The organism is Xanthomonas maliensis, from assembly GCF_009192945.1.
In the GTDB taxonomy this organism is placed as follows: domain Bacteria; phylum Pseudomonadota; class Gammaproteobacteria; order Xanthomonadales; family Xanthomonadaceae; genus Xanthomonas; species Xanthomonas maliensis.
Map to the genome: position 1 here is coordinate 197,449 of NZ_NSET01000004.1, position 21,762 is coordinate 219,210.

General features: G+C 68.9%; 18 protein-coding genes and 1 riboswitch. Of the genes, 5 read left to right on the plus strand and 13 right to left on the minus strand.

What is annotated here, in order from left to right:
• Positions 1-110 precede the first annotated feature (110 nt).
• Genes CKY51_RS01475 through CKY51_RS01495 form a run of 5 tightly spaced genes read left to right on the plus strand, consistent with a single transcriptional unit; the run spans position 111 to position 7,335 of the window.
• A complete protein-coding gene (locus tag CKY51_RS01475) occupies positions 111-1,337 on the plus strand; it encodes an ATP-grasp domain-containing protein (protein WP_022973798.1) in 1,227 nt (408 codons plus the stop codon).
• Positions 1,334-3,130 carry an IucA/IucC family siderophore biosynthesis protein gene (locus CKY51_RS01480; protein ID WP_022973797.1) on the plus strand — a complete coding sequence of 599 codons (1,797 nt, stop codon included), beginning with the start codon at positions 1,334-1,336 and terminating at the stop codon, positions 3,128-3,130. Before CKY51_RS01475 ends, CKY51_RS01480 begins: the two co-directional genes overlap by 4 nt.
• The gene (locus CKY51_RS01485; protein WP_152248770.1) at positions 3,127-4,296 is read left to right on the plus strand and encodes an MFS transporter; all 1,170 of its coding nucleotides are present in this window, start codon (positions 3,127-3,129) and stop codon (positions 4,294-4,296) included. Before CKY51_RS01480 ends, CKY51_RS01485 begins: the two co-directional genes overlap by 4 nt.
• A complete protein-coding gene (locus tag CKY51_RS01490) occupies positions 4,274-6,052 on the plus strand; it encodes an IucA/IucC family protein (protein ID WP_022971185.1) in 1,779 nt (592 codons plus the stop codon). Before CKY51_RS01485 ends, CKY51_RS01490 begins: the two co-directional genes overlap by 23 nt.
• Entirely contained in the window at positions 6,049-7,335 is a 1,287-nt protein-coding gene (locus CKY51_RS01495; protein WP_022971186.1) for a type III PLP-dependent enzyme, read from the plus strand. Before CKY51_RS01490 ends, CKY51_RS01495 begins: the two co-directional genes overlap by 4 nt.
• Here CKY51_RS01495 and CKY51_RS01500 read toward each other — a convergent pair.
• The 13 genes from CKY51_RS01500 to clpB all read right to left on the minus strand — a co-directional run bounded on the left by CKY51_RS01500 (position 7,242) and on the right by clpB (position 21,678).
• Entirely contained in the window at positions 7,242-8,153 is a 912-nt protein-coding gene (locus tag CKY51_RS01500) for an AraC family transcriptional regulator (RefSeq protein WP_152248771.1), read from the minus strand. The two genes, CKY51_RS01495 and CKY51_RS01500, sit on opposite strands and share 94 nt — an antisense overlap.
• Before the next feature lie 378 nt (positions 8,154-8,531).
• Positions 8,532-9,266, minus strand: coding sequence for an adenosylcobinamide-GDP ribazoletransferase (locus tag CKY51_RS01510; protein WP_031338323.1), 735 nt, complete (start codon positions 9,264-9,266; stop codon positions 8,532-8,534).
• Positions 9,263-9,826, minus strand: coding sequence for a histidine phosphatase family protein (locus CKY51_RS01515; RefSeq protein WP_022970698.1), 564 nt, complete (start codon positions 9,824-9,826; stop codon positions 9,263-9,265). The genes CKY51_RS01510 and CKY51_RS01515 overlap by 4 nt, the downstream gene beginning before the upstream one ends.
• Positions 9,823-10,866, minus strand: coding sequence for a nicotinate-nucleotide--dimethylbenzimidazole phosphoribosyltransferase (cobT, locus tag CKY51_RS01520; RefSeq protein WP_022970699.1), 1,044 nt, complete (start codon positions 10,864-10,866; stop codon positions 9,823-9,825). Before cobT ends, CKY51_RS01515 begins: the two co-directional genes overlap by 4 nt.
• Positions 10,866-11,384 carry a bifunctional adenosylcobinamide kinase/adenosylcobinamide-phosphate guanylyltransferase gene (gene cobU, locus CKY51_RS01525; RefSeq protein ID WP_022970700.1) on the minus strand — a complete coding sequence of 173 codons (519 nt, stop codon included), beginning with the start codon at positions 11,382-11,384 and terminating at the stop codon, positions 10,866-10,868. Before cobU ends, cobT begins: the two co-directional genes overlap by 1 nt.
• On the minus strand, positions 11,372-12,847 hold the full coding sequence (locus tag CKY51_RS01530) for a cobyric acid synthase (RefSeq protein WP_022970701.1): 1,476 nt from the start codon (positions 12,845-12,847) through the stop codon (positions 11,372-11,374). The genes cobU and CKY51_RS01530 overlap by 13 nt, the downstream gene beginning before the upstream one ends.
• The gene (cobD, locus tag CKY51_RS01535) at positions 12,844-13,827 is read right to left on the minus strand and encodes a threonine-phosphate decarboxylase CobD (RefSeq protein WP_022970702.1); all 984 of its coding nucleotides are present in this window, start codon (positions 13,825-13,827) and stop codon (positions 12,844-12,846) included. Before cobD ends, CKY51_RS01530 begins: the two co-directional genes overlap by 4 nt.
• A gap of 83 nt (positions 13,828-13,910) precedes the next feature.
• Positions 13,911-14,825 carry an adenosylcobinamide-phosphate synthase CbiB gene (gene cbiB / locus CKY51_RS01540; RefSeq protein ID WP_152248773.1) on the minus strand — a complete coding sequence of 305 codons (915 nt, stop codon included), beginning with the start codon at positions 14,823-14,825 and terminating at the stop codon, positions 13,911-13,913.
• A gap of 61 nt (positions 14,826-14,886) precedes the next feature.
• Positions 14,887-15,498 carry a cob(I)yrinic acid a,c-diamide adenosyltransferase gene (gene cobO / locus CKY51_RS01545; RefSeq protein ID WP_022970521.1) on the minus strand — a complete coding sequence of 204 codons (612 nt, stop codon included), beginning with the start codon at positions 15,496-15,498 and terminating at the stop codon, positions 14,887-14,889.
• Entirely contained in the window at positions 15,495-16,106 is a 612-nt protein-coding gene (locus tag CKY51_RS01550) for a hypothetical protein (RefSeq protein ID WP_031338170.1), read from the minus strand. The genes cobO and CKY51_RS01550 overlap by 4 nt, the downstream gene beginning before the upstream one ends.
• Positions 16,103-16,696, minus strand: a complete 594-nt coding sequence (locus CKY51_RS01555; RefSeq protein ID WP_022970519.1) for a hypothetical protein — start codon at positions 16,694-16,696, stop codon at positions 16,103-16,105. The genes CKY51_RS01550 and CKY51_RS01555 overlap by 4 nt, the downstream gene beginning before the upstream one ends.
• 20 nt (positions 16,697-16,716) lie before the next feature.
• Positions 16,717-18,594 carry a TonB-dependent vitamin B12 receptor gene (gene btuB / locus CKY51_RS01560; protein WP_022970518.1) on the minus strand — a complete coding sequence of 626 codons (1,878 nt, stop codon included), beginning with the start codon at positions 18,592-18,594 and terminating at the stop codon, positions 16,717-16,719.
• Positions 18,595-18,708: 114 nt separating this feature from the next.
• A riboswitch (cobalamin riboswitch) is annotated at positions 18,709-18,933 on the minus strand.
• A gap of 159 nt (positions 18,934-19,092) precedes the next feature.
• On the minus strand, positions 19,093-21,678 hold the full coding sequence (gene clpB / locus CKY51_RS01565; protein ID WP_031338168.1) for an ATP-dependent chaperone ClpB: 2,586 nt from the start codon (positions 21,676-21,678) through the stop codon (positions 19,093-19,095).
• Positions 21,679-21,762: the final 84 nt, after the last annotated feature.

A 21,762-nucleotide genomic window follows, 5' to 3' on the forward strand; every position in this document is an offset into this window, starting at 1 on the left:
CAGCCGCGGCGTTGCGATGCATGCATCGCAGGCCACCCAGCGCCTATCGGCGTCAGGCAGCCCGTTTCCACATCGGTGTGTCCTTACCGTCCTGTCGAACGAGAGCTGCCATGAACGTCCTCCCCACTGTACCGCTGGTGATCCTTGCCCACGTCTGCCACCCGGCCGTCACCGACGGCTTCCTGCCCGCCGCCCACCGGCTGGGCGTGCCGGTCTGGTTGCTGACCGACCATCGCCACGACCATCTGGCTTACTTCCGCAATCAGCCAGCGCATGCGCCGCAGCGGGTGATCGAGTGCGATGTGTTCAATCCGCTCGGCGTGCTGGATCTGCTGCACGACAGCGGCATCCGGCCCGCGGGGGTGTTCAGCAACAGCGATCATCTGCAGACCAGTACCGCGCTGGTCGCCGCCGGCCTGGGCCTGCCCGGCAAGGACTGGCAGGTCTGCCATGCGGCCAAGAACAAGGCGGCGATGCGGCAGCGGCTGCGGGCACGGGGTCTGCCGGCGCCCTGGTTCTGCAGCGTAACGCCCGACAGCGGATTGCCCGCCGACATTCCGTGGCCGGTGGTGGCCAAGCCGCGCGAAGGCGTCGCCAGTCTGGACGTGCGCTACTGCGCCGACGCAGCACAGCTGCGCACCTATTTGGATGACTTCTGGCAACGCCAGCCGCAACGCACGGTGCTGCTGGAAGGCATGCTCGAGGGTCCGTTGTTCACCCTGGAGACGCTGGGCGATGGCGAACGCCTGCATGCGCTGGGCGGCTTCCGGGTGCAGCTGTCGCCGCCACCGCACTTCATCGAGTGCGAAGCGCGCTGGGATGGGGGCACCGACACCCCGGTGGTGGCGCAGGCGCTGGCGCAGCTGCGCGCCTTCGGCGTCGGCTTCGGGCTTTGCCACAGCGAATTCATCCTGACCGCCGACGGGCCGGTGCTGGTGGAGATCAACTACCGCAGCATCGGCGACCGTCGCGAATTCCTGCTCGATGCGATGTTTGGCCAGCACTGGTTCGCCGCCGCACTGGCGCCGCATCTGGGGCTGCCATTGCCGACCTTGCAGCCTACGCGCGCGCAGGCCGTGCTGCGCTACTACGTGGCCGACCGCGAAGGCGAACTGGTCGCGGCCAGCAGCGACGGTCAGTTGCACGACGCGCACAGCGTGGCGCAGTACCGGCGCCTGCGGGCGCCCGGCGAACAGATCCGGCTCAGCCACTCCAACAAGGACTATCTGGGCGCGCTCAGCGTGCTGGCCAACGATGTCTCGGCATTGGATCAGGCACTGGCGCAGGCCGAGGCCGGCCTGCATTGGCGCATCGACAGCGCGGAGCTGCGCGCATGAGCCTGCCCGAGGATCGTCGCTATATCGCCATCCGCATCATCGATGCCTGTCTGCGCGAAGACCTGCGCGGCATCGTCAGCCGCGGTCGCGCCGCCGTTCCCGACAGCGAGGTCCTGGCGCAGTGGCCGCAACCACATCCGCACGATGGCTGGTGGCGGATCGACCACGTGCCCGGTGGCACCGTGTGGCTGCCGGTACGCTGGCAAGGTTGCCTGCAGCCGCTCAGTGCCTGCGACGACCGCTGGCTGGTCCAGCACGCCGATCGGATCGAGCGTGAACAAGGGACGGCAGCCTGGCTGCAGCGCATGGCCACTGGCCTGGACACAGACACCCAACAGCTGCATCGCGCTTACGCCGACGAAGCCGACTGCGCAGCCGTGCATCGCGCACTCGCACGCGAGGCCTTCGCAGCACAGTCGCCGGCGCTGATGCAGGCGCTGACCCATCCCGATGCCGCCGAGCGCGCGTACCGCTGCGATCAGTTGGCAAGTTACCGCGATCATCCGTTCTACCCCACCGCGCGCGCCAAGGCCGGCCTGGAAGCGGAGGCAGTCCGCCGCTATGCGCCCGAATTCGCACCGAGCTTCGCCCTGCAGTGGCTGGCGATCCCACGCCAGCACGCCAGCCTCACCTCGCCGATCGAACCGTCGCTATGGCCGGATTTCACCCGCCTGGGCCTGCCGGCGTCGTTGGCCGATAGCCATATCGCCTGGCCGGTGCATCCGCTGGTGTGGGCGCGCCTGCAGCAGCCGGAGTTCGCGCTGCCGGACGGTAGCTGGCAGGCACCGCGCAGCTACCTGGAGGTGCGCCCCACGCTGTCGGTACGCACCGTCGTGCCGCTGCAGCATCCGCAGCTGCACCTGAAACTGCCGATTCCGATGCGCACCCTGGGCGCGCTCAACCTGCGCCTGATCAAGCCGTCGACGCTGTACGACGGCCATTGGCTGGAGCGCGTGCTGCGCCTGATCGATGCACAGGACCCCGCGCTGCGCGGCCGCTGCCTGCATGCCGACGAAGCGCACGGCGGCCATGTCGCGCAGGCACGTCACCTGGCGTATTTACTGCGCCGCTATCCGCCGTTGGACGGCCTCACCCTGGTGCCGGTGGCCGCGTTGTGTGCGCCGATGCCCGACGGCCGGCCGCTAGCGTTGCATCTGGCCGATCGCGTCACCGGCGGCGACCTGCTGGCCTGGTGGGGCGACTATTGCGCGCTGCTGCTGGGCGTGCATCTACGCCTGTGGCTGCGCTACGGCATCGCCCTGGAAGCCAATCAGCAAAACAGCGTGCTGGTGTACGCCGATGGCCAGCCACCACGCCTGTTGATGAAGGACAACGACGCCGCCCGCGTGCACTTGCCGCAACTCCGCGCGCAAGTGCCTGCGGTGGAGGCGCTGGGTCCGCTGCACGACGCGCGCATCGCGGTGGACGAACAACAGGCGCTGGCGCGGATGTTCTGCACCATCATCCTGCAGCTGGACCTGCAAGCGGTGCTCGAAGGCCTGGCCGACTGGCAACCTGCACTGCGCGGGCCGTTACAGGCACAGCTACAGGCACAGCTGGCAACGGCGATCCAGGCACTGGAGGCAGAGGGCGTGGACACCACGCCTGCGCGCACAGTGCTGTCGGCGCCGCGCTTGCCGGTGAAATACCTGCTCAGCGCTGGCAGCTTGCTCAGCAAGGCGCAGACCGGCGCCGCCGACATCAACAAGTTCTACGGCGACAGCGCGCCGAATCCCTTTGGCGAGACGTTCGCCACACGCATGCCGCGCCGCCAGGCCGGAGCGGGACGATGAGGCGTGTTCTCGGCCCAGTGCTCGCGGCGCACTATCTGGCGGCGTTCACCGCGCTCGGCATGCCGTTGTTCCTGCCGCAGGTCCTGGCCGAACTGGCACCGTCGGCGGCGGTGGGCTGGAGTGGGGTGTTGTATGTATTGCCTACCTTGTGCACAGCGTTGACGGCCAGCAGTTGGGGGCGGCTGGCCGACCGCTATGGACGCAAGCGCTCGCTGCTGCGCGCACAGCTCGGGCTGGCGCTGGGCTTTGTGATCGCCGGTTATGCGCCGTCGTTGGGCTGGCTGGTGCTGGGCCTGGTCGTGCAAGGCGCCTGCGGCGGCTCGCTGGCGGCGGCCAATGCCTATCTGGCCAGCCAGCCGCAGGCGGGCCCATTGGCGCGTGCGCTCGACTGGACCCAGTACTCGGCTCGGTTGGCGATGGTCACCGCACCGGCGCTGCTGGGACTGGCTCTGGCCTTCGGGCCGGCACAGGCACTGTATCGCGTACTGGCACTGCTGCCGCTGCTGGCATTCGCGCTGACCTGGTGGTTGCCGTCCGATCCGCCGCGCCCACGGTCCACCCCTGACGGCCATGCCGCGGACAAGGGGGCATCTGTTGCCACTGGCAGCGCCTGGCCTGCGCTGCTGCTGGCGCAGTTTCTGTTCTGCTTCGCGATGGTGGTGACCTTCCCCTATTTCATTCCCTACGCGCTTGCCCGCGGCGCCGGCCATGACGCACTGGCCGGCCTGCTCTACAGCCTGCCGCATCTGGTCTATCTGGTGGTGCTGCCCTGGTGGCGGCGTGGCGATGGCGAAGCGTGGTTGCTGCCCGGATTGCTGCTGTTCGCTGCGGCCAGTCTCTGGCAGGCGCAGCTGCATGACACCGGCGCGCTGGCGCTGGCACGCCTGGCCTTCGGCCTGGGCATGTTGGCCGGCTTGCGCGGGCTCAACGGCCGCTTGGCCGCAGTCGCCAGCGGCAGCGGTGCCGGACGCCTGTTCGGCCGCTTCGATGCCTGCGGCAAGTGGGCCGGCGTGCTCGCCGGCGCCGTCGCCGGCGCGCTGGCACAAGCCGCCGGCCCTGCCACCGCGTTCCTGGCCGCCGCGCTGGCCGCGGCCGCGGCCGCACTGACCGTCCTGCTGTCCTTTCCGTCGAGGAGATCCGCCGATGTCGTCGCCCACGATGCTTGACGCCTGGTGTCACAGCCTGGCCGACGCGCAGGCCTGCAGTTGCTGGTTGAACTGCTACCTGCGCGAATTCGCCCTGCCGGCCGCCGCCGCCGACCTGGACTACCGCGGGCGCGATCGCCCTGGCGCTGCGCTCGGCGAACAGCGCTGGGCGCGGATCGTGCTGGACGACGGCAATCTGCTCTGCGTGCGCATCGCCCATGCCGATCGCCTGGGCCGCTGCCGGTTCGCCTCAGCGCCGTTCCTGAAGCGCCCTGGCCAGGCCTGGCACAGCCTGGATGCGCAGGCGCTGGCGCGTTGCCTGCTGCAGGCACTGGGCGGCGCGACCCAGACGGTCAACCCCGAGTTGCTGGCGCAAAGCGCCAACAGCGTGGCCATCACCGCCGCGCTGCTGCGCCAGGCGCAGGCCAGCACGCCGACCGGCGATCCCTTGATCGATGCCGAGCAATCGCTGCTATGGGGGCACGCCCTGCATCCCACGCCCAAGAGCCGCGAAGGCGTGGATCTGGCGCAGGTGCTGGCCTGCGCGCCGGAAGCGCGTGCTGAATTCCCGCTGTTCTGGTTCCGCATCGATCCGCGCCTGTTGCGCGTGCAAGGCCGCGACGTGCGGGCAAGCCTGCAGCAATTGTCCGGCGCCACCGACCTCTACCCCTGCCATCCGTGGGAAGCACCGCGTCTGCTCGCCGACCCGCTGCTGCAACAGTTGCAGGCACGTGGCCTGATCGAACCGCTCGGCACGCTGGGGCAGGCGCTGCGGCCGACCTCGTCGGTCCGCACGCTGTACCACACGCAGTTGGATTACTTCCTCAAGTGCTCGGTGCATGTCCGGCTGACCAACTGCGTGCGTAAGAACGCCTGGTACGAACTGGAAAGCGCAGTGGCCCTGACCACCTTGCTGGCACCAAGCTGGCAGGCGTTGGCGGCGCAGGTTCCCGGCTTCGACGTGATGCTGGAGCCAGCGGCCACCTCGCTGGAGGTGGCTCAGGTCGATCCGGCGCTGCACGCGGCCCATCCGCAGGCCGCGCGCGCGCTCACCGAGAGCTTCGGCATCCTGTATCGACAAGCGCTGCCAGCGGCGCTGCGGACGCGTTGGCAACCGCAGGTGGCAGCTGCCCTGTTCACCAGCGATGGCGAAGGGCGTAGCGTCTGTGCCGCCGCGATCGGGCGGCTATGCCGAGGACAGATGGAGTACGCCAGCGCAACCGTGCTGTGGTTTCGCGCCTATGCCGCGCTGCTGCTCGATGGGGTCTGGAGCGCGCTGTTCCTGCACGGGATCGCGCTGGAGCCGCATCTGCAGAACACCGTCATGGGTTTTGCCGACGGCTGGCCGACGCGCGTGTGGATCCGCGATCTGGAAGGCACCAAGCTGCTGCCGCAGCACTGGCCACCCACAAGGCTGCGCGGCGTGGGCGAGCGTGTGCGGCAATCGCTGTACTACACGCCCGAACAGGCCTGGAACCGAGTGGCGTACTGCGCACTGGTCAACAATCTGGCCGAGGCGATCTTTCATCTGGCCGAGGGCGATGCCGTATTGGAAGCACGGCTGTGGCAATGCGTGAGCGAGCTGGCGATGCGTTGGCAGCAGCGCCACGGCGTGCAGCCGGCATTGCAAGGCCTGCTCGACGGTGCGCCATTGCCCGGCAAGAACAACCTGGGCACACGCCTGTGGCAACGCGCCGACCGCCAGGCCGACTACACCGCCCTGCCCAACCCGCTCGCCAGTGCCGCGCCCAGCGTCCGCACGCAGGTGGCGGCATGAGCCTGCGCATCGATGCCGACGTTCTGCCGCAGGCGCTCGCCCGACTGCGTGCCGGCAGCGATGCGCCGGTCTGCGCCTATGTCTACGATCTGCACGCGCTGGACAGGCAGGCGGCGTGGATGCGTGCCTGCCTGCCGAGAGAGTGCGCGCTGTACTACGCGGCCAAGGCCAATGCCGAATCTGCTGTGCTACAGACGCTGGCGCCGCATGTCGACGGCTTCGAGGCCGCTTCTGGCGGCGAGCTGGCCTGGCTGCACCGCCAGCAACCGCAGGCGCCGTTGCTGTTCGGCGGCCCAGGCAAACTGGACAGCGAACTCGCCCAGGCCGTTGCGCTGCCGGCCTGCACGCTGCACGTGGAAAGCCTGGGCGAATTGCAGCGACTGGCGGCCATTGCGGCTCAGGCGCAGCGCACGGTGCCGGTGTTCCTGCGCATGAACATCGCCGTCCCGGGGACACAACGTACGCGTTTGATGATGGGCGGACAGCCCTCGCCGTTCGGCTTGGATGCAGCCGATCTGGACGCTGCGATACAGCTGCTGCGTGGCAGCCCGTCGCTGCGCCTGGAAGGCTTCCACTTCCACCTGCTGTCGCACCAGCGCGATGCCGCCGCCCAGTTGGAGTTGATCGCCGCCTATCTGCGGACGGTGCAGCAATGGCGGCAGCACTACCGGCTTGGTCCGCTGCACGTGAATGCCGGCGGCGGCTTCGGCGTGGACTACCTGGCGCCGGCGGCGTCGTTCGACTGGGCGCAGTTCTGCACCGGATTGCCGGCGCTATTGCATGCGCACGGCGAGGGCCTGCGGCTGCGGCTGGAGCCGGGCCGCTATGTCAGCGCCAGCTGCGGCTGGTATCTGATGGAGGTGCTGGATCTCAAGCGCAGCCATGGCGAATGGTTCGCGATCGGGCGTGGCGGCACGCATCACTTTCGCACCCCGGCCGCACAGGGCCACGATCATCCCTTCCTGGTACTGCGTGGTACGCAGGCGCCGGTACTGCGCGATGCGCGCGTGACCCTGGTCGGCCAGTTGTGTACGCCGAAGGATGTGCTGGCACGGGCGCAGCCGGTGGCGGCACTGGCGCCGGGCGATTGCCTGGCGTTTCCGTTGGCTGGCGCCTATGCCTGGAACATCTCGCATCAGCAGTTTCTGATGCACCCGCCACCGCAGATGCTGTTCCTGCCCGTGCGCGATCACGCCGATGCAGCGCTGGAGCTGGGCGCGATGGGAACACGAATATCGGCACGCAGATCCGCTTCGGCCACCACCTCCGGATCGTCCAGGTAGAGGTAGTGCAACGGCGCGGCACGCAGGACGTAGCCGCTGGCCGGCAGCCAGTCGGCCAGCAGGCGGTCGAGCGCGTCCTCCAACAGCGCATAGCTGCCGGTATGGCGTAACACCGCGTGCGCGCCGCCGTCGAGCACGCGGAGTTGCAGCGGCGCCGGCGGCGCGACCTCGGTGGCAAAGGCCATGCCGCATTCGAACAGGTGCTGCGATGGCGGCACATCCCGGTGGTCGCTCAAGGGCACGCCGATCAAGGCCTGCAGATGCGCCATCGCACCGGCCCGCTCGGCCCAGCCGGCGATGCGGCCGAAGCCGCGATCCAGTGCATCGAACGGCCCGCGCTGCTGCAGTACGACCACCTGCAAGGGATCGAGCATCTGCACGCTCACCCGCAACGGCACGTCTGCGGTGCGTGGCAGTGCCGGCATCGCCAGCTGCCGCAATTTTTCCGCGCGCAGGGCCGGCGTGCGCCGCAGCTGGCTGGGGCTGGCCTGCACCGCGGCGCGGAATGCGCGCGCCAGCGCCTGTGGCGTCTGGTAGCCCACCGCCAGCGCGATCTCGGTGACGCTGCGGTCCGGCTCGCCCAGCAGATGCAACGCCTGGCTCAGCCGCAGACGGGCAATCGTCTGTCCCAGGGTTTCTCCCGCCAGTGCGCGATAGACCCGATGGAAGTGATGCGGCGACTGATGCGCCACCGCCGCCAAGCTGGCCAGGTCGGGCACGGCCGCGCCGGCACGCAGGCTGTCCTGCAGATGCGCGATCACCCGCGCAACGACGCTGTGGTGATGATGGTCTGGGCGAGCGGTAGCGGCAGCGGGCATGGAGGGCTCCTGGTCGAGGATACTAGAGCGTGTTATGCACTTTGAGGTGAGTGCGAGGCGTCCTGCGGCGCGTCGAGACAAGGCGTGCGCCGCGGCCCAGGCTGGCCGCCTGGGCAAGGCGCGCAACGCGGTATCGGCGTGCCGCAGGGCGCTTCCCGGAGGGTTGGCCGTCAGCGGCACGGAGCGGGCGCCGCGCGGCTTGCCTTGGCGCCAGCCACGCCGGCGCCACCCAGCACCCGCTCCGCACCGCTGACGGCCAACGCATCTCATCTCAAAGTACATAACCCGCTCTAGCGTAGGCGCGCCTGCACGCCGGTGCGGTCCCGATCTTGCGCAATTGCGCTGCGCGCGCCCATCCGCGCGGCCCACCGCAATCGCTCAGTCCGTTGCCAACGCCAGCCCCACCAGCACCGCCGTCTCGCTCAATTCCACCAACGCACCGCAGGTATCGCCGGTGATGCCGCCGAGCCGGCGCAGGCAAGCGCGTCGCCAGAGCGCAAACACCAAAGCCACCAGCACGGCGGCCAATAGCGCGCGGCGTGGACCGGCGACGACGGCGATCGCCAGCGCGCCCAGCACGGCCAGCCATGCCGGCCCGCGCCCGGCAGCCGCCAGCGCAATACCGAGGCCACCGGCGCGCACGTAGGGCGTGCTCTGGAAGGCGGCGACCACCGCCGCGCGCGCCAGCAGCGGCGCCAGCCATAGCGCGGCGAGCGTATGCGGCAGCAAGCTGGCCAATGCGGCGCACTTGAGCAATAGCAGCAGCACGACCGCGGCCACTGCCATCGGGCCGCTGGCAGGGTCCTTCATGATCGCCAGCGTGCGTGCGCGGTCGCCCAGGCCACCGACCCAGGCATCGGTCATGTCGGCCAAGCCGTCCACATGCAGCGCGCCGGTCAGCCAGACCCAGGCGCTGAGCACCAACGCGGCCGCGAGCAACGGCGTCGTTCCGCGCAGGCACCACGCCAACGCCAGCAGCAACAGGCCCAGCAGCAGACCGACCAGTGGATACCAGGGCAGTGCGCGGGCGGCCGCGCCGGAACGGGCAAACGCCCAGCCCGGCACCGGGATGCGGGTCAGAAAGCCGATTGCGACCAGCAGGCCGTCGATCACGTCGCCGCGCGTGGCAGCGGCGGCCACGCCAACGGATGCAGCGACGCATGCGGCACCGCCAGCTCGGTCATGCTGCCGAAGTGGCGCCGTTCGACCATGCAGCGCAGCGCGCGAATGGCACCGCCGTGGGTGACCACCAACACGTGTTGACCCGGATGGGCGGCGACCAGGTCGTCGAGCGCGGCCGCCAGGCGCGCGCAGAAATCCGCGAATGGTTCGGCCTGCGGCGGCGGATGCGCGACCGGATCGGCCCAGAAGCGGCCTAGCGCGGGGCCTTCGTCGCGATCGATCTCGGCGATCGGTACGCCCTGCCAGCGACCGAAGTGATATTCGCGTAGGCGTGGATCGCGCCGCAGCGGCAATCCACGCGCCTGCGCCAGTTCCTCTGCGAACAAGGCGCAACGCTGCAAGCTTGACGTTGCCACTGCCTCCCAGCTGCCGCCAGCGGTGGCGGCGCGCAGCTGCTGCCAGCCCAGCGGAGTCAGCGGATCGTCGAGTTGACCGCGGTAACTGCGCTGACCGGTGTCGCCATGGCGCAGCAACGTGATGCGAGTACTCATGCGTCGCGCACCCCGGCCTCGGCAAAGGTGGCCATGCCGGCGTGCAGCGCGCAGGCCAGTCGCAGCAGCGGGATCGCGACCGCCGCACCGCTGGCTTCGCCCAGCCGCAGCTCCAGCTGCAGCAAGGGTTCGGCATCGAGCGCGCGCAGCAGCGCCGCATGGCCGCGCTCGCGCGAGCGATGACCGAACAGCAACCACTCGCGCACGCCGGGATTGAGTTGGGTCGCCACCAGTGCCGCGGCGGTGCTGATGAACCCATCCACCAGCACCGGAATGCCCGCCTGGGCGGCCGCGATGTAGGCACCGACCAGCGCCGCGATCTCGAAACCGCCCAGACAGCGCAAGCGCTCCAGTGGCGTCGCCGCGTTGGCATGCACGGCGAGTGCGCGCGCCACCACGGTGGCCTTGTGGCTGATCCCCTCGGCATCCAGTCCGGTGCCGGCCCCGACCAGCCCCTGCGGCAGCTGCGCCAACAGCGCACAGCCCAGCGCTGCTGCCGCGGTGGTATTGCCGATGCCCATCTCGCCGCCGACGAACAACTGGCTGCGGCTGGCACGCGCTTGCGCGACGCTGGCCGCACCGGCCGCCAAGGCCTCGCGCAACTGCGCCGGCGTCATCGCCGGCTGCTCGCAGAAATTGGCGGTGCTGGCGGCGATCCACGCGCGCCGTACCTGCGGCAGGTCGCCAGGGTCGTTGACCACGCCCAGGTTCACCACTTCCAGGTGCGCCTGCAGCGTGCGCGCGAGCACCGCGATCGCTGCGCCGCCGGTGGCGAAGTTGCGCACCATCTCGCCGGTGACGGCTTGCGGAAACGCCGACACCCCTTCGGCGGCCACGCCGTGATCGGCGGCATACACGGCGATCCAGATTCGCTCCAGGGTCGGCCGCACCTGGCCCTGCAAGGCCGCCAGTTGCACCGCCAGCTGTTCGAGCCGGCCCAGCGCGCCGTGCGGCTTGGTCAACTCGGCCTGCCGCGCCAGCGCGGCCTGTTGCGCGCGCAGGTCTGGCGCGGCGCACGGCCCATGGATCCACTCGCTCATTACGGCGCTCCTTTCAACACCATCGGCAACCCAGCCACCACGAAGAGTACCCGCTCGCACTGCTGCGCCAATACCTGATGCAGGCGGCCGGCCTCGTCGACGAACTGGCGGGTCAGTTCGCCCAGCGGAACGATGCCGTGGCCGACCTCGTTGCTGACCAGCAGTACCTGGCCTGGCAGGCTTGGCAAGGTCGCCAGCAAGGCCACGCGCTCGCGATGGAAGAGCGTCGGGTCTGCGTGTCCAAGCAGGTTGCTCAACCACAGCGTCAGGCAATCGACCAGCACGCAGCGTTCCGGTGCGGCGATGGCCTGCAACGCCGCCGCCAGCGCGATCGGCTCCTCCACGCAGCGCCACTGCGCAGGACGCTGGTCGCGATGGTGGGCGATGCGTGTGGCCATTTCGGCATCCAGCGCCTGTGCGGTGGCCAGGTACACCACCTCCAGGCCGGAGTCGGCGGCCAGGCGTTCGGCCAACGCGCTCTTGCCGGAGCGGGCACCGCCCAGGATCAGGTGTCGCATGGGAATTCCTTACAGAGCAGGCCGCGCAATGCGGCGGTATCCAGGTGGGCGTCCACCGCATCGGCCAGCCGCTCGAAACTGGCCTCGCGCAGCGCAGCCAGATCCAACGGCGCGGCCTGCGCCAAGCCGGCCCAGTCCAGCAATGTCGCCAGGGCAGCGGGATGATCGAACAGCCCATGCAGATAGGTGCCCAACACCTGTCCATCGACAGACATGGCACCGTCGTGGCGGCCGTCGTCCAGCTGCAGCAGCGGCCGCGCCAGCGCCGGGCCCTCGCTGCGCCCGCAGTGGATCTCATACCCCTCCACCGCGGCCTCGCCCACCAGCAGGCGGCCACGCACGCGACGCAGTTGCTTGACCGGCAATAGCACGGTCTGCAAGTCCAACCAGCCCAGGCCCGCGCTGCTGCCGGCATCGCCTTCGATGCCCTGTGGGTCATCGATGCGCGTGCCGAGCATCTGCAGGCCGCCGCAGATGCCGAGCAGCTTGCCGCCGTAGCGCAGATGGCGCGCGATCGTCGCCTCCCAACCTTGCGCCCGCAGCCACTGCAGATCCTGGCGGGTGGACTTGCTGCCGGGCAGCACGATCAGGTCACAGGGGAGCGGCACCTGCCCCGGCCCGACCAGATGGACCTGCACCTGCGGATGCGCCAGCAACGCATCCAGGTCGGTGTGGTTGCTGATCCGCGGCAAGACCGGCACCACGATCTGCAAGCGTGCCTGCGGCTTGACCAGCGGCGTGCGCGGCACCGCGTCCTCGGCATCGAGTTGCAAGCCGTGCAGATACGGCAGTACACCCAGCACCGGCTTGCCGGTTTCGCGCTGCAGCCACTCCAGCCCGGGTTGCAGCAGCGCCAGGTCGCCGCGAAAACGGTTGATCACCAGCCCGACCACGCGCGCACGTTCGCTCACCGACAGCAGCGCCAAGGTGCCGACCAGATGCGCGAACACGCCGCCACGGTCGATATCGGCGACCAGGATCACCGGGCAATCCACCGCCTCGGCGTAGCCCATGTTGGCGATGTCGTGCGCACGCAGGTTGATCTCCGCCGGGCTGCCGGCCCCTTCCACCAGCACCGCCGCGTAGCGTTCCACCAGGCGCGCATGCGAAGCCAGCACCGCGCGCATCGCAGTGGGCTTGTAGCCGTGGTAATCCACCGCATCCAGGGTGGCGACCGGATGGCCGTGCACGATGACCTGCGCGCCGGTATCGCTATTGGGCTTGAGCAACACCGGGTTGAAGTCGATCAACGGTGACAGGCCGCAGGCCTGCGCCTGCACCGCCTGGGCACGACCGATCTCGCCGCCGTCGACGGTGACCGCGGCATTGAGCGCCATGTTCTGCGGTTTGAACGGTGCCACCGCCACGCCCTGGCGATACAGCCAGCGACACAGCGCGGCGACCAGCGTGCTCTTGCCGGCATCGGAGGTGCAGCCCTGCACCATCAGCACACGCGCGCTCATGCCATCACCTCGGTCAATGCAGCCGCTAGCCGTGCCTCGCCGACAGCATCGGCGGGCAGGCCGATGCGCAGGCTGGATGGTGTGGCGAACAGCCGGGTGAGGATGCCGTGCTGCGCCAGCGCGTGATGCAGCGCGGCGGCGTCTGCGCGCTGGCACCATTGGAAGAAGGCGGTACCGGCCGTGGGCGTCAATCCTTGCGCCTGTAGCAGATACGCCAACCGCTGCGCAGCGGCGTGCAGGCGTGGGCGTGCCTGCGCTTGCCAATCGCGATCGGCCAATGCCTGCCGCAGCACCCAGCGGGTTGGGCCGCTGAGCGTCCAGGGCCCGAGCTGGGCATGCAGCGCCTGCAGCAGCGACGGCCAGGCGCAGACCACGCCGGCACGCGCGCCGGCAAGGCCGAAGAATTTGCCCACCGAGCGCAGCACCACCAGTCCCTCGACACCGGCATGCGGACACAGACTGTGCTCTGGCGTCGCATCGATGAAAGCTTCGTCCACCACCAGCCAGCCGCCGCGGTCGACCAGCTGCGCGTGCAGCGCCAGCAAGTGGTCGATGGCGAAGCGGGCGCCGGTGGGATTATTGGGATGGATCAGCACCACGACATCCAGTTCGCCAGCCGCCTGCGGCACCGCATCGGCGGCCAGCGGCCGCACGTCGTGTCCGGCACGACGCCACCCATGCGCATGCTCGGCGTAGCCCGGTGTCAGCACACCCACCTTGGCCGGCGCGCGCAGCAGCGGCAATGCCTGGATCGCTGCCTGCGAACCGGCCACCGGCAGCAGGTGGGCGGCACCGTAGTAATCGGCCGCGATGGCGCTCAGGCCATCGTCGTCCTCCGGCAAGCGCAGCCACGCCTCGGGCGGGACCGGCGGCACCGGCCAGCCAAATGGGCTGACGCCGGTGGACAGGTCCAGCCATTGCGCCACCGGCCGGCCATAGGTGTGTGCGGCGCGGCGCAGCCGTCCGCCATGCTCGAGCATGGCGGTCTGCTGGTGTCGATGAGGAGGCGTCACATCGGGGCGATCGACTGCGTGGGATGGCGGGAACTTGCCCGCATCATGGCTCATGGCGTCACCGGCACGCTAACGAGCAGTCCCAGCAACAGCCACAGCAGCACCCCGGCGCGCACCAGCCGCAGCGCCTGGCCGATGCTGGCGGCACTGGCCGGCGCGCCTTCGCCTAGCGGCGGCCGCGGCTGCCACTGGCCGTGATACGGCGCCGCGCCACCCAGGCGCACCTGCAGCGCACCGGCACCGGCGGCCATCACCGGGCCGGCATTGGGGCTCTTCCAGCGCCCCCCCTGCTGCCAACCGCAGCGCACCCCGGCACGCGTGTGTCCGAGCAGTGCGTAGGTCAGCGCGGTCAAGCGCGCCGGCAGCCAGTTGAGGGCATCGTCGATGCGCGCTGCTGCCCAGCCGAAACGCGCATGCCGCGGCGTGCGATAGCCCCACATCGCATCGAGCGTATTGGACAGCCGATACAGCACCGCACCGGGCGCGCCCAGCAGCACGCCCCAGCACAGCGCGGCGAACACCGCATCGCTGCCGTTTTCCAGCACCGATTCGGTGGCCGCAGCGGCCACCTGGGTGGCATCCAGCGCAGCGGTGTCGCGGCTGACGATGTGGCCCACGGCCAGGCGTGCAGCCGCCAGATCGGCGTGCTGCAAGGCCGCGATCACCGGTCGTGCGTGCTCGCCCAGGCTGCGCAGGCCGAGCGCGGCATACAAGGCGAGCGCGGCAAACGCGGCCGCTGCCCACGGCGACCACCACCACAGACCGAGCTGCACCGCCGCGGCCAACAGCGTCCACGGCAGCACCGCCGCAGACCAGGCCAGCACGCCGGCAGTGCGCGTGTTCTGCCACAGGCGCCGTTCCAGCCCGTTCGCCCAGTGCCCGAACAGCACCAAGGGATGCCACCGTCGCGGCTCGCCGAGCACCAGATCCAGCAGGACCGCCGCAATCGCGATCAGACTCAGCATCGCGCGCATCGACAGCACCGACGCGGATGCATGGGCCGCAACGCCGGCGCCCTGCGCATCGCTACAGCTCCACGCCCAGTTGCGCCTTGATGCCGGCATTGAAGGCATGTTTGACCAGTCGCATCTCGGTGACGGTATCGGCGGCCTCGATCAGCGCCTGCGGCGCACCGCGCCCGGTGATCACCACGTGCTGGCGCGGCGGCCGCGCGGCCAGCGCGGCCAGCACCTCGTCCAGCGCGACGTAGTCCTTGGCCAGCGCGATGTTGAGCTCGTCCAGCAGCACGAAATCGTATTGCGCATCGGCCAGCATGGCGGCGGCACGCTGCCAGGCCGCCTGCGCCGCGGCAACGTCGCGTTCGCGGTCCTGGGTCTCCCAGGTGAAGCCCTCGCCCATCACGTAATAGTCGAGCTGGTCGGGAAAGCGCCGGAAGAACGCTTCTTCGCCGGTGGAGAACGTACCTTTGATGAATTGCACCACCCCGCAGCGCAGCTCATGGCCCAACGAACGCGCCAGCATGCCGAAGCCGGACGAGCTCTTGCCCTTGCCGTTGCCGGTGTTGACCAGCAGCACGCCGCGATCGATCACCGCACGCGCGATGCGCCGGTCGACCAGTTCCTTCTTGCGCTGCGAGCGCTCGCGGTGATGCTCGGGATCATGATTCTGCGTGCTCATGCGCGTACTCCAGACGGCGAAAACGGGCTGCGCGACCGCGCAGCCGCCAGGATCGTCAGCACCGCGCCGACGTAGCCCAGCAACGGCAGCATCGCGCGTGGATAGTGGACCGGCATACGCGCCAGGAAACCCGCCACGGTCGGCTCCAGGTAACGTCCCGAGAAGAAATAGAAGCTGCCCTTGGACAGCAGATAGGCCGCGCTGCCGCTGAGCAGGATCGCCAGCAGCAACCGCGGCGCAGCGCGCCAACCGCCATGCTGCAGGCGCCTGGCGTAGACCCGACCGCCGGACCACAGCGCGGTATAGGCCAGTGCCAATGCCCAATAGGCCGGCGACAGGCACCAATCGCCGATGCTGCCACTGGCCAGGCCCAGCAGATCCAGGGCCGAAGCCAGCGCGAACAGCAACGGCAGCACCCATGCCGGTCGCAACAAGGCGCCCGCCAGGAAGAACACCGCCCAGGACGCACTGGGCAAGCCGTCGATGCCGGCCAGGTGTTGGCCACGCGTACACACCATCAGCAGCGCCAACAGGCCGGCGGTGGCCCAGGCGGCCATCCCGCGCATCATCAGGGGAGACGCAACGGGCAATCGCCGCGGCGTGCTCATGACAGCTCCAGCGGCGTGGCGACGCGCGCCTGTCGACGCAGTGCAGGCCAACGCACCACGCAGCCGCCAACCACCAACGCCACTGCCAGATAGGCAGAGGTGGTGCGCACGAACAGCGGCCCCCATTGCCATGCACGTTGCAGGTACTGCGCCCAGTACGGATCGGGATAGCGCCCTCCCCACCAGTAGAACGCGCCATTGGAAATCAGGAAGGACAGCGCAGCCGCCGCGCTGCCCACCAACCAGGCGCCCAGCAGGCTGCCGGCGCTGGCGCGCAACCGCGTTTGCAGCGCGCGGCCCACCGCCCACAGCACTCCATAGGCCAATGGCAGTGCCGCATAGGCGACGGTGATGCAGAAGTCGCTGACGCCGGCCAGGCGCACCGCCGCCCAGTCGATCACCACTGCCAACGCCAGCAACACCGCAAAGCCGTGCAGCCGGCGCAGCAGCAGTCCACCCAGGAAGAACACCGCCATCGATGCATCCGGCAACTGCAGCCAATCGCCCGCGTGATGGAAACGGGTGGCGGTCATGGCCAACATCAGCGCGATCAACAGTGCACGTTCGGCAGGACGGGACAGGGGGGCCATTGCGGTTTCTCCAATGCGCCTTACTGCGCGGCCTGGTAGCGGAAGGTCAGCAGGTAGTTGCGACCGGGCTGGTTGTACCAGCGCGCGGTTTCATAACGACGGTCGAACACGTTGCTGGCGCTGAGCAGGATCCGCCAGTCCGGTGTCAGCACGTAGCCGACACGCAGATCGAACAGCCCATAGCCGCCCAGCCGCTCGGTATTGGCCAGATCGTCGTAGCGCGCGCCCGAACCGAACAGGCTGGCACCGACAGTGAAGTCACCGAAGCGTCGATCGGCATCGACACGGCCGCTCTGGCGCGCGCGTCGGGGCAACCAGTTGCCGCGGTCGACGCCGCCATCGGCTTGCGGGGCCAGCCAAGTCAGTGCCCCGCGCAGCGTCCAGCCGGCCAGTTCGGTGTCGTAGCCGGCTTCGGCGCCGCGGATACGCGCACGATCGATATTGTTCGGCTGACCGAACGGATGCGCCGCATCCACCAGCGCGGCATCGTAGGCAATCAAGTCGTCGATGCGGGTCTGGAAGGCGCTCAACGTCCAGTTGCCCCAGGCGTGGGTGCCACGCACGCCCAACTCCACGCTCTTGGAATTTTCCGGCCCAAGCCGCGGGTTCCCATAGCCGGGGTAGTACAACTCATTGAAGGTCGGCGCCTTGAAGGCGGTGCCGTAGCTGGCGGTCAGGCGTAACTGCTCGGCGACATCCCAGCCCCACAGCACGCTGCCGGTGGTCTTGCCACCGAACTGGCTGTTGTCGTTGCGACGCAGGCTGGCCTGCAGCGACTGCGCGCCCAGGGTCTGCTGCCACTGCGCGAACACCGCGCGATCGATCCGGCGATCGGCATCGTAGGTATCGCTGCTGGCGATGGCGTCGCGTTGCCAATCCGCGCCGACGGTGAGCAGACCGGGAGCGGTGGAGACATCGGCCTGCAGCGACCCCTGCTTGCGCCGGGTATCATAGGTCGATAGGTAGGCGCCGTCGTAGTACGTATCGCTCAGGTCCGAACTGCTGCCCAGACTGGCCGTGAGTTTGACCGCATCGGAGGGCGCATAGCGCACGCGGCCGCCCACCGCCTGCTGCACGCCCTTGCCGAGATTGCCGCCAAAGGGCGAGCCGTCGTACGCGTTGCGGCTCTGCGCACGCAGCGCATGCGCGTCGGCCTCCCATTGGCGATTGAAGCGCCAACCACCTTGCACGCTGGCCGAATCGTTGCGGTAGCCGTCGCGATCGGGGTCGTAGGCGCTGGAACTGGTATCCAGGTAGGCATTGATGCCATCGGTCTGGTCATGCACCGCGGTGACCGAGTACCAGCCGCCGGCTCCGTCCACGTCGCCCTGGCTGCGCCCGGCCAGGCCGGCACTGTAGCGACGCGCGTTGTCGCTGCCGGCAGCAGCGCTGAAGGTCGGGGTGAATGCGCCTTGCGGACGACGGGTGAAGATCTGGATCACCCCGCCCAGCGCATCGGAGCCATAGAGACTGGAGAACGGGCCGCGCACGATCTCGATGCGTTCGATCTGCTCGATCGGCAGATCCTGCAGCGCCGCGCCGCCCGAGGTGGCAGACCCGATCCGCACGCCATCGACCAGCACCACCAGGTGGTCCGCTTCGGTCCCCCGCAGGAACAGCGACGTCGCCTTGCCAGGGCCGCCGTTATTGGCCAGCGAGATGCCTGCCTCGCCACGCAGCAGATCCTGCAAGGAGGCCGCCTGGCGACGCTCGATCTGTTCGCGGTCGACCACCGTGACCGGCGCCAGCGTCTGGTCCTGGGTCTGCGCAGTGCGCGAAGCGGTCACCACCAGTTGGTCGAGATCGACGGCGGCCTCGGCGTGGGCGAGGTGGGCCACGCACAGCGACAGGCACGCGGCCAGCATGGCGCGAGGCATGACAACGGATGAAACGGACATCGACGACTGCTCCTGGAACCGCGCCTACCTGCGCGGGCAATGGGGGCGGCAGGCAGCAACGGGCCAGACGCCCGGCGCGACAGCGTCGGACGATCGAGGCCACGCCCACCGCGTGCCGGGTCACACCCTCAGGCCGGTCTCCGGGCTTGCGAGTGGAAGCAGACGCTTCCGGTGCCGCGCCTTCCCATGCGATGCGCACAGTGGCGTGTTGCGACACCTGACCTCGCCCACCGTTGCGGGGGCAGCTCCGGACTTGCGCCGCGCCTGGGCGATGCGCGCACCGGATTCCCGTTTAAACCACCGGCGCGCCGGCAGTCACCTCAGGGGCGCGCATGGTAACAGGATTAGGGCACCGCGCCGCCGCGATCTGCGGCAACCGGCCAGCCGCAGGTTCCAGCACGACGTAGGAGCGCACCTGGGCGCGATGGGCGCTCCCGGTAAAGCCATCGCGCTCAGGTGCGCTCCTACGCCGTACGGGTGTCGCGCAGCCGTGCGCGCTCAGCCCTTGGTAAACACCAGCCGTCCGCCGTCGGCACGCACGCGCACGCTATCGCCACTGACGTACTGGCCAGAGAGGATCTGCTGCGCCAGCGGATTCTCGACCTGGGATTGCACCGCACGCTTGAGCGGGCGCGCGCCATAGACCGGGTCGAAGCCGACATTGCCCAACAGCTCCAGCGCCGCGTCGTCCAGGTCCAGCTTCAGCCCGCGCTCGCCCAGCCGCTTCTCCAGCCCCTGCAGCTGGATGCGCGCGATCGACTTGATCTGCGCCTTGTCCAGCGGGTGGAACACCACGATGTCGTCAAGCCGGTTGATGAACTCCGGGCGGAAGTGCGCCTGCACCACGCCCATCACCGCTGCCTTCATCTGCGTATAGGCCTCGGCGCTGCCGTCGCCGGACAGCTCCTGGATCTGGTGCGAACCCAGGTTGGAGGTCATCACGATCACGGTGTTGCGGAAGTCCACAGTGCGGCCCTGGCCATCGGTCAGGCGGCCATCGTCGAGCACCTGCAACAGGATGTTGAAGACATCGGCATGCGCCTTCTCCACCTCGTCGAGCAGGATCAACGAATACGGCCGCCGGCGCACCGCCTCGGTCAGGTAGCCGCCCTCTTCGTAGCCGACATAGCCCGGAGGCGCACCGATCAGCCGTGCCACCGAGTGCTTCTCCATGAACTCGCTCATGTCAATGCGGATCATCGCGTCGGTGCTGTCGAACAGGAAATCCGCCAGCGCCTTGCACAGCTCGGTCTTGCCGACGCCGGTGGGACCGAGGAATAGGAACGAGCCGCTGGGACGATTGGGATCGGATAGCCCCGCGCGCGAACGGCGCACGGCGTCGGAAACCACCTTGATCGCCTCGTTCTGCCCCACGACGCGATGATGCAGCTCCTCTTCCATGCGCAGCAGCTTGTCGCGCTCGCCCTCGAGCATCTTGTTGACCGGAATGCCGGTCCAGCGCGACACCACCTCGGCGATTTCCTCGGCGGTCACGCGGTCCTGTACCAGCTTGAAGTCGTGCTGCTCGGCCTCGTTGGCCAGTGCCATCTGCTTTTCCAGCTGCGGCAGCAGGCCGTACTGGATCTCGCTCATCTTGGCGTAGTCCTGGCGGCGCTGCGCGGCTTCCAGCTCCAGCTTGGCGTGCTCGATCTGCTCCTTGATCTTGGTCGCGCCCTGCAGCGCGGCCTTTTCCGACTTCCACACTTCATTGAGGTCGGAGAACTCGCGTTCCAGTGCCTCGATGTCGCGCTCCAGATCGGCAAGCCGCTGGCGGGAGGCCTCGTCCTTTTCCTTCTTGAGCATTTCGCGCTGGATCTTGAGCTGGATCAGGCGACGCTCCAGCCGATCGAGCTCCTCCGGCTTGGAATCGATCTCCATGCGGATGCGCGAAGCGGCCTCGTCCATCAGGTCGATCGCCTTGTCCGGCAGCTGGCGGTCGGTGATGTAGCGGTTGGACAAGGTGGCGGCGGCGACGATGGCCGGGTCGGTGATCTCCACCCCGTGATGCACCGCGTAGCGCTCCTTGAGTCCACGCAGGATGGCGATGGTGTCTTCCACTGTCGGCTCGCCCACGAACACCTTCTGGAAGCGGCGTTCCAACGCGGCATCCTTTTCGATGTACTTGCGGTATTCGTCCAGCGTGGTGGCGCCGATGCAATGCAGCTCGCCGCGCGCCAGCGCCGGCTTGAGCATGTTGCCGGCATCCATCGCGCCGTCCGCCTTGCCGGCACCGACCATGGTGTGCAGCTCGTCGATGAACAGGATGATCTGGCCTTCGTTCTTGGCCAGATCGCTGAGCACGGCCTTCAGCCGCTCCTCGAACTCGCCGCGGAACTTGGCACCGGCGATCAACGCGCCCATGTCCAGCGACAGTACGCGCTTGCCGCGCAATCCTTCCGGCACCTCGCCGTTGATGATGCGCTGGGCCAGGCCTTCGACGATGGCGGTCTTGCCCACGCCGGGTTCGCCGATCAGGACCGGATTGTTCTTGGTGCGGCGCTGCAGCACCTGGATGGTGCGACGGATTTCCTCGTCGCGGCCGATCACCGGGTCGAGCTTGCCGCTCTCGGCGCGTGCGGTCAAATCGATGGTGTACTTCTCCAACGCCTGCCGCTGCTCCTCGGCATTCTCCGACTGCACGGTCTCGCCACCACGCAACTTGTCGATGGCCGCTTCGAGCTTCTTCTTGTCGCCGCCAGCCGCGCGCAACGCCACGCCCAGCGCGCTGGCGTCATCGGCGGCCGCCAGCACGAACCACTCGCTGGCGATAAAGGCATCGCCATGCTGCTGGGCCAGCTTGTCGGTCTGGTTGAGCAGGCGATTGAGATCGTTGCCGATCGACAGGCTGCCGGCCTGTCCGGAGACCTTGGGCAGCGCGTCCAGCGCCTCGCCCAGGCGCTCGCGCAGCACCGGCACGTTCACCCCGGCCTGGGCCAGCAGCGGCCGCGTACTGCCGCCGCTCTGGTCGAGCAGCGCGGTGAGCACGTGCACCGGCTCGATGATGGTGTGATCGCGGCCCACGGCCAGCGACTGCGCGTCGGCCAGGGCCTGTTGGAACCGCGAGGTGAGCTTGTCCATCCGCATCGTGGAATCCTCTGAACTGGTGGCCGGCGTCGCCGGCGATACCGTGCAGATGCGGCTGCCACGCGGGGTTTCAAGGCCAACCGG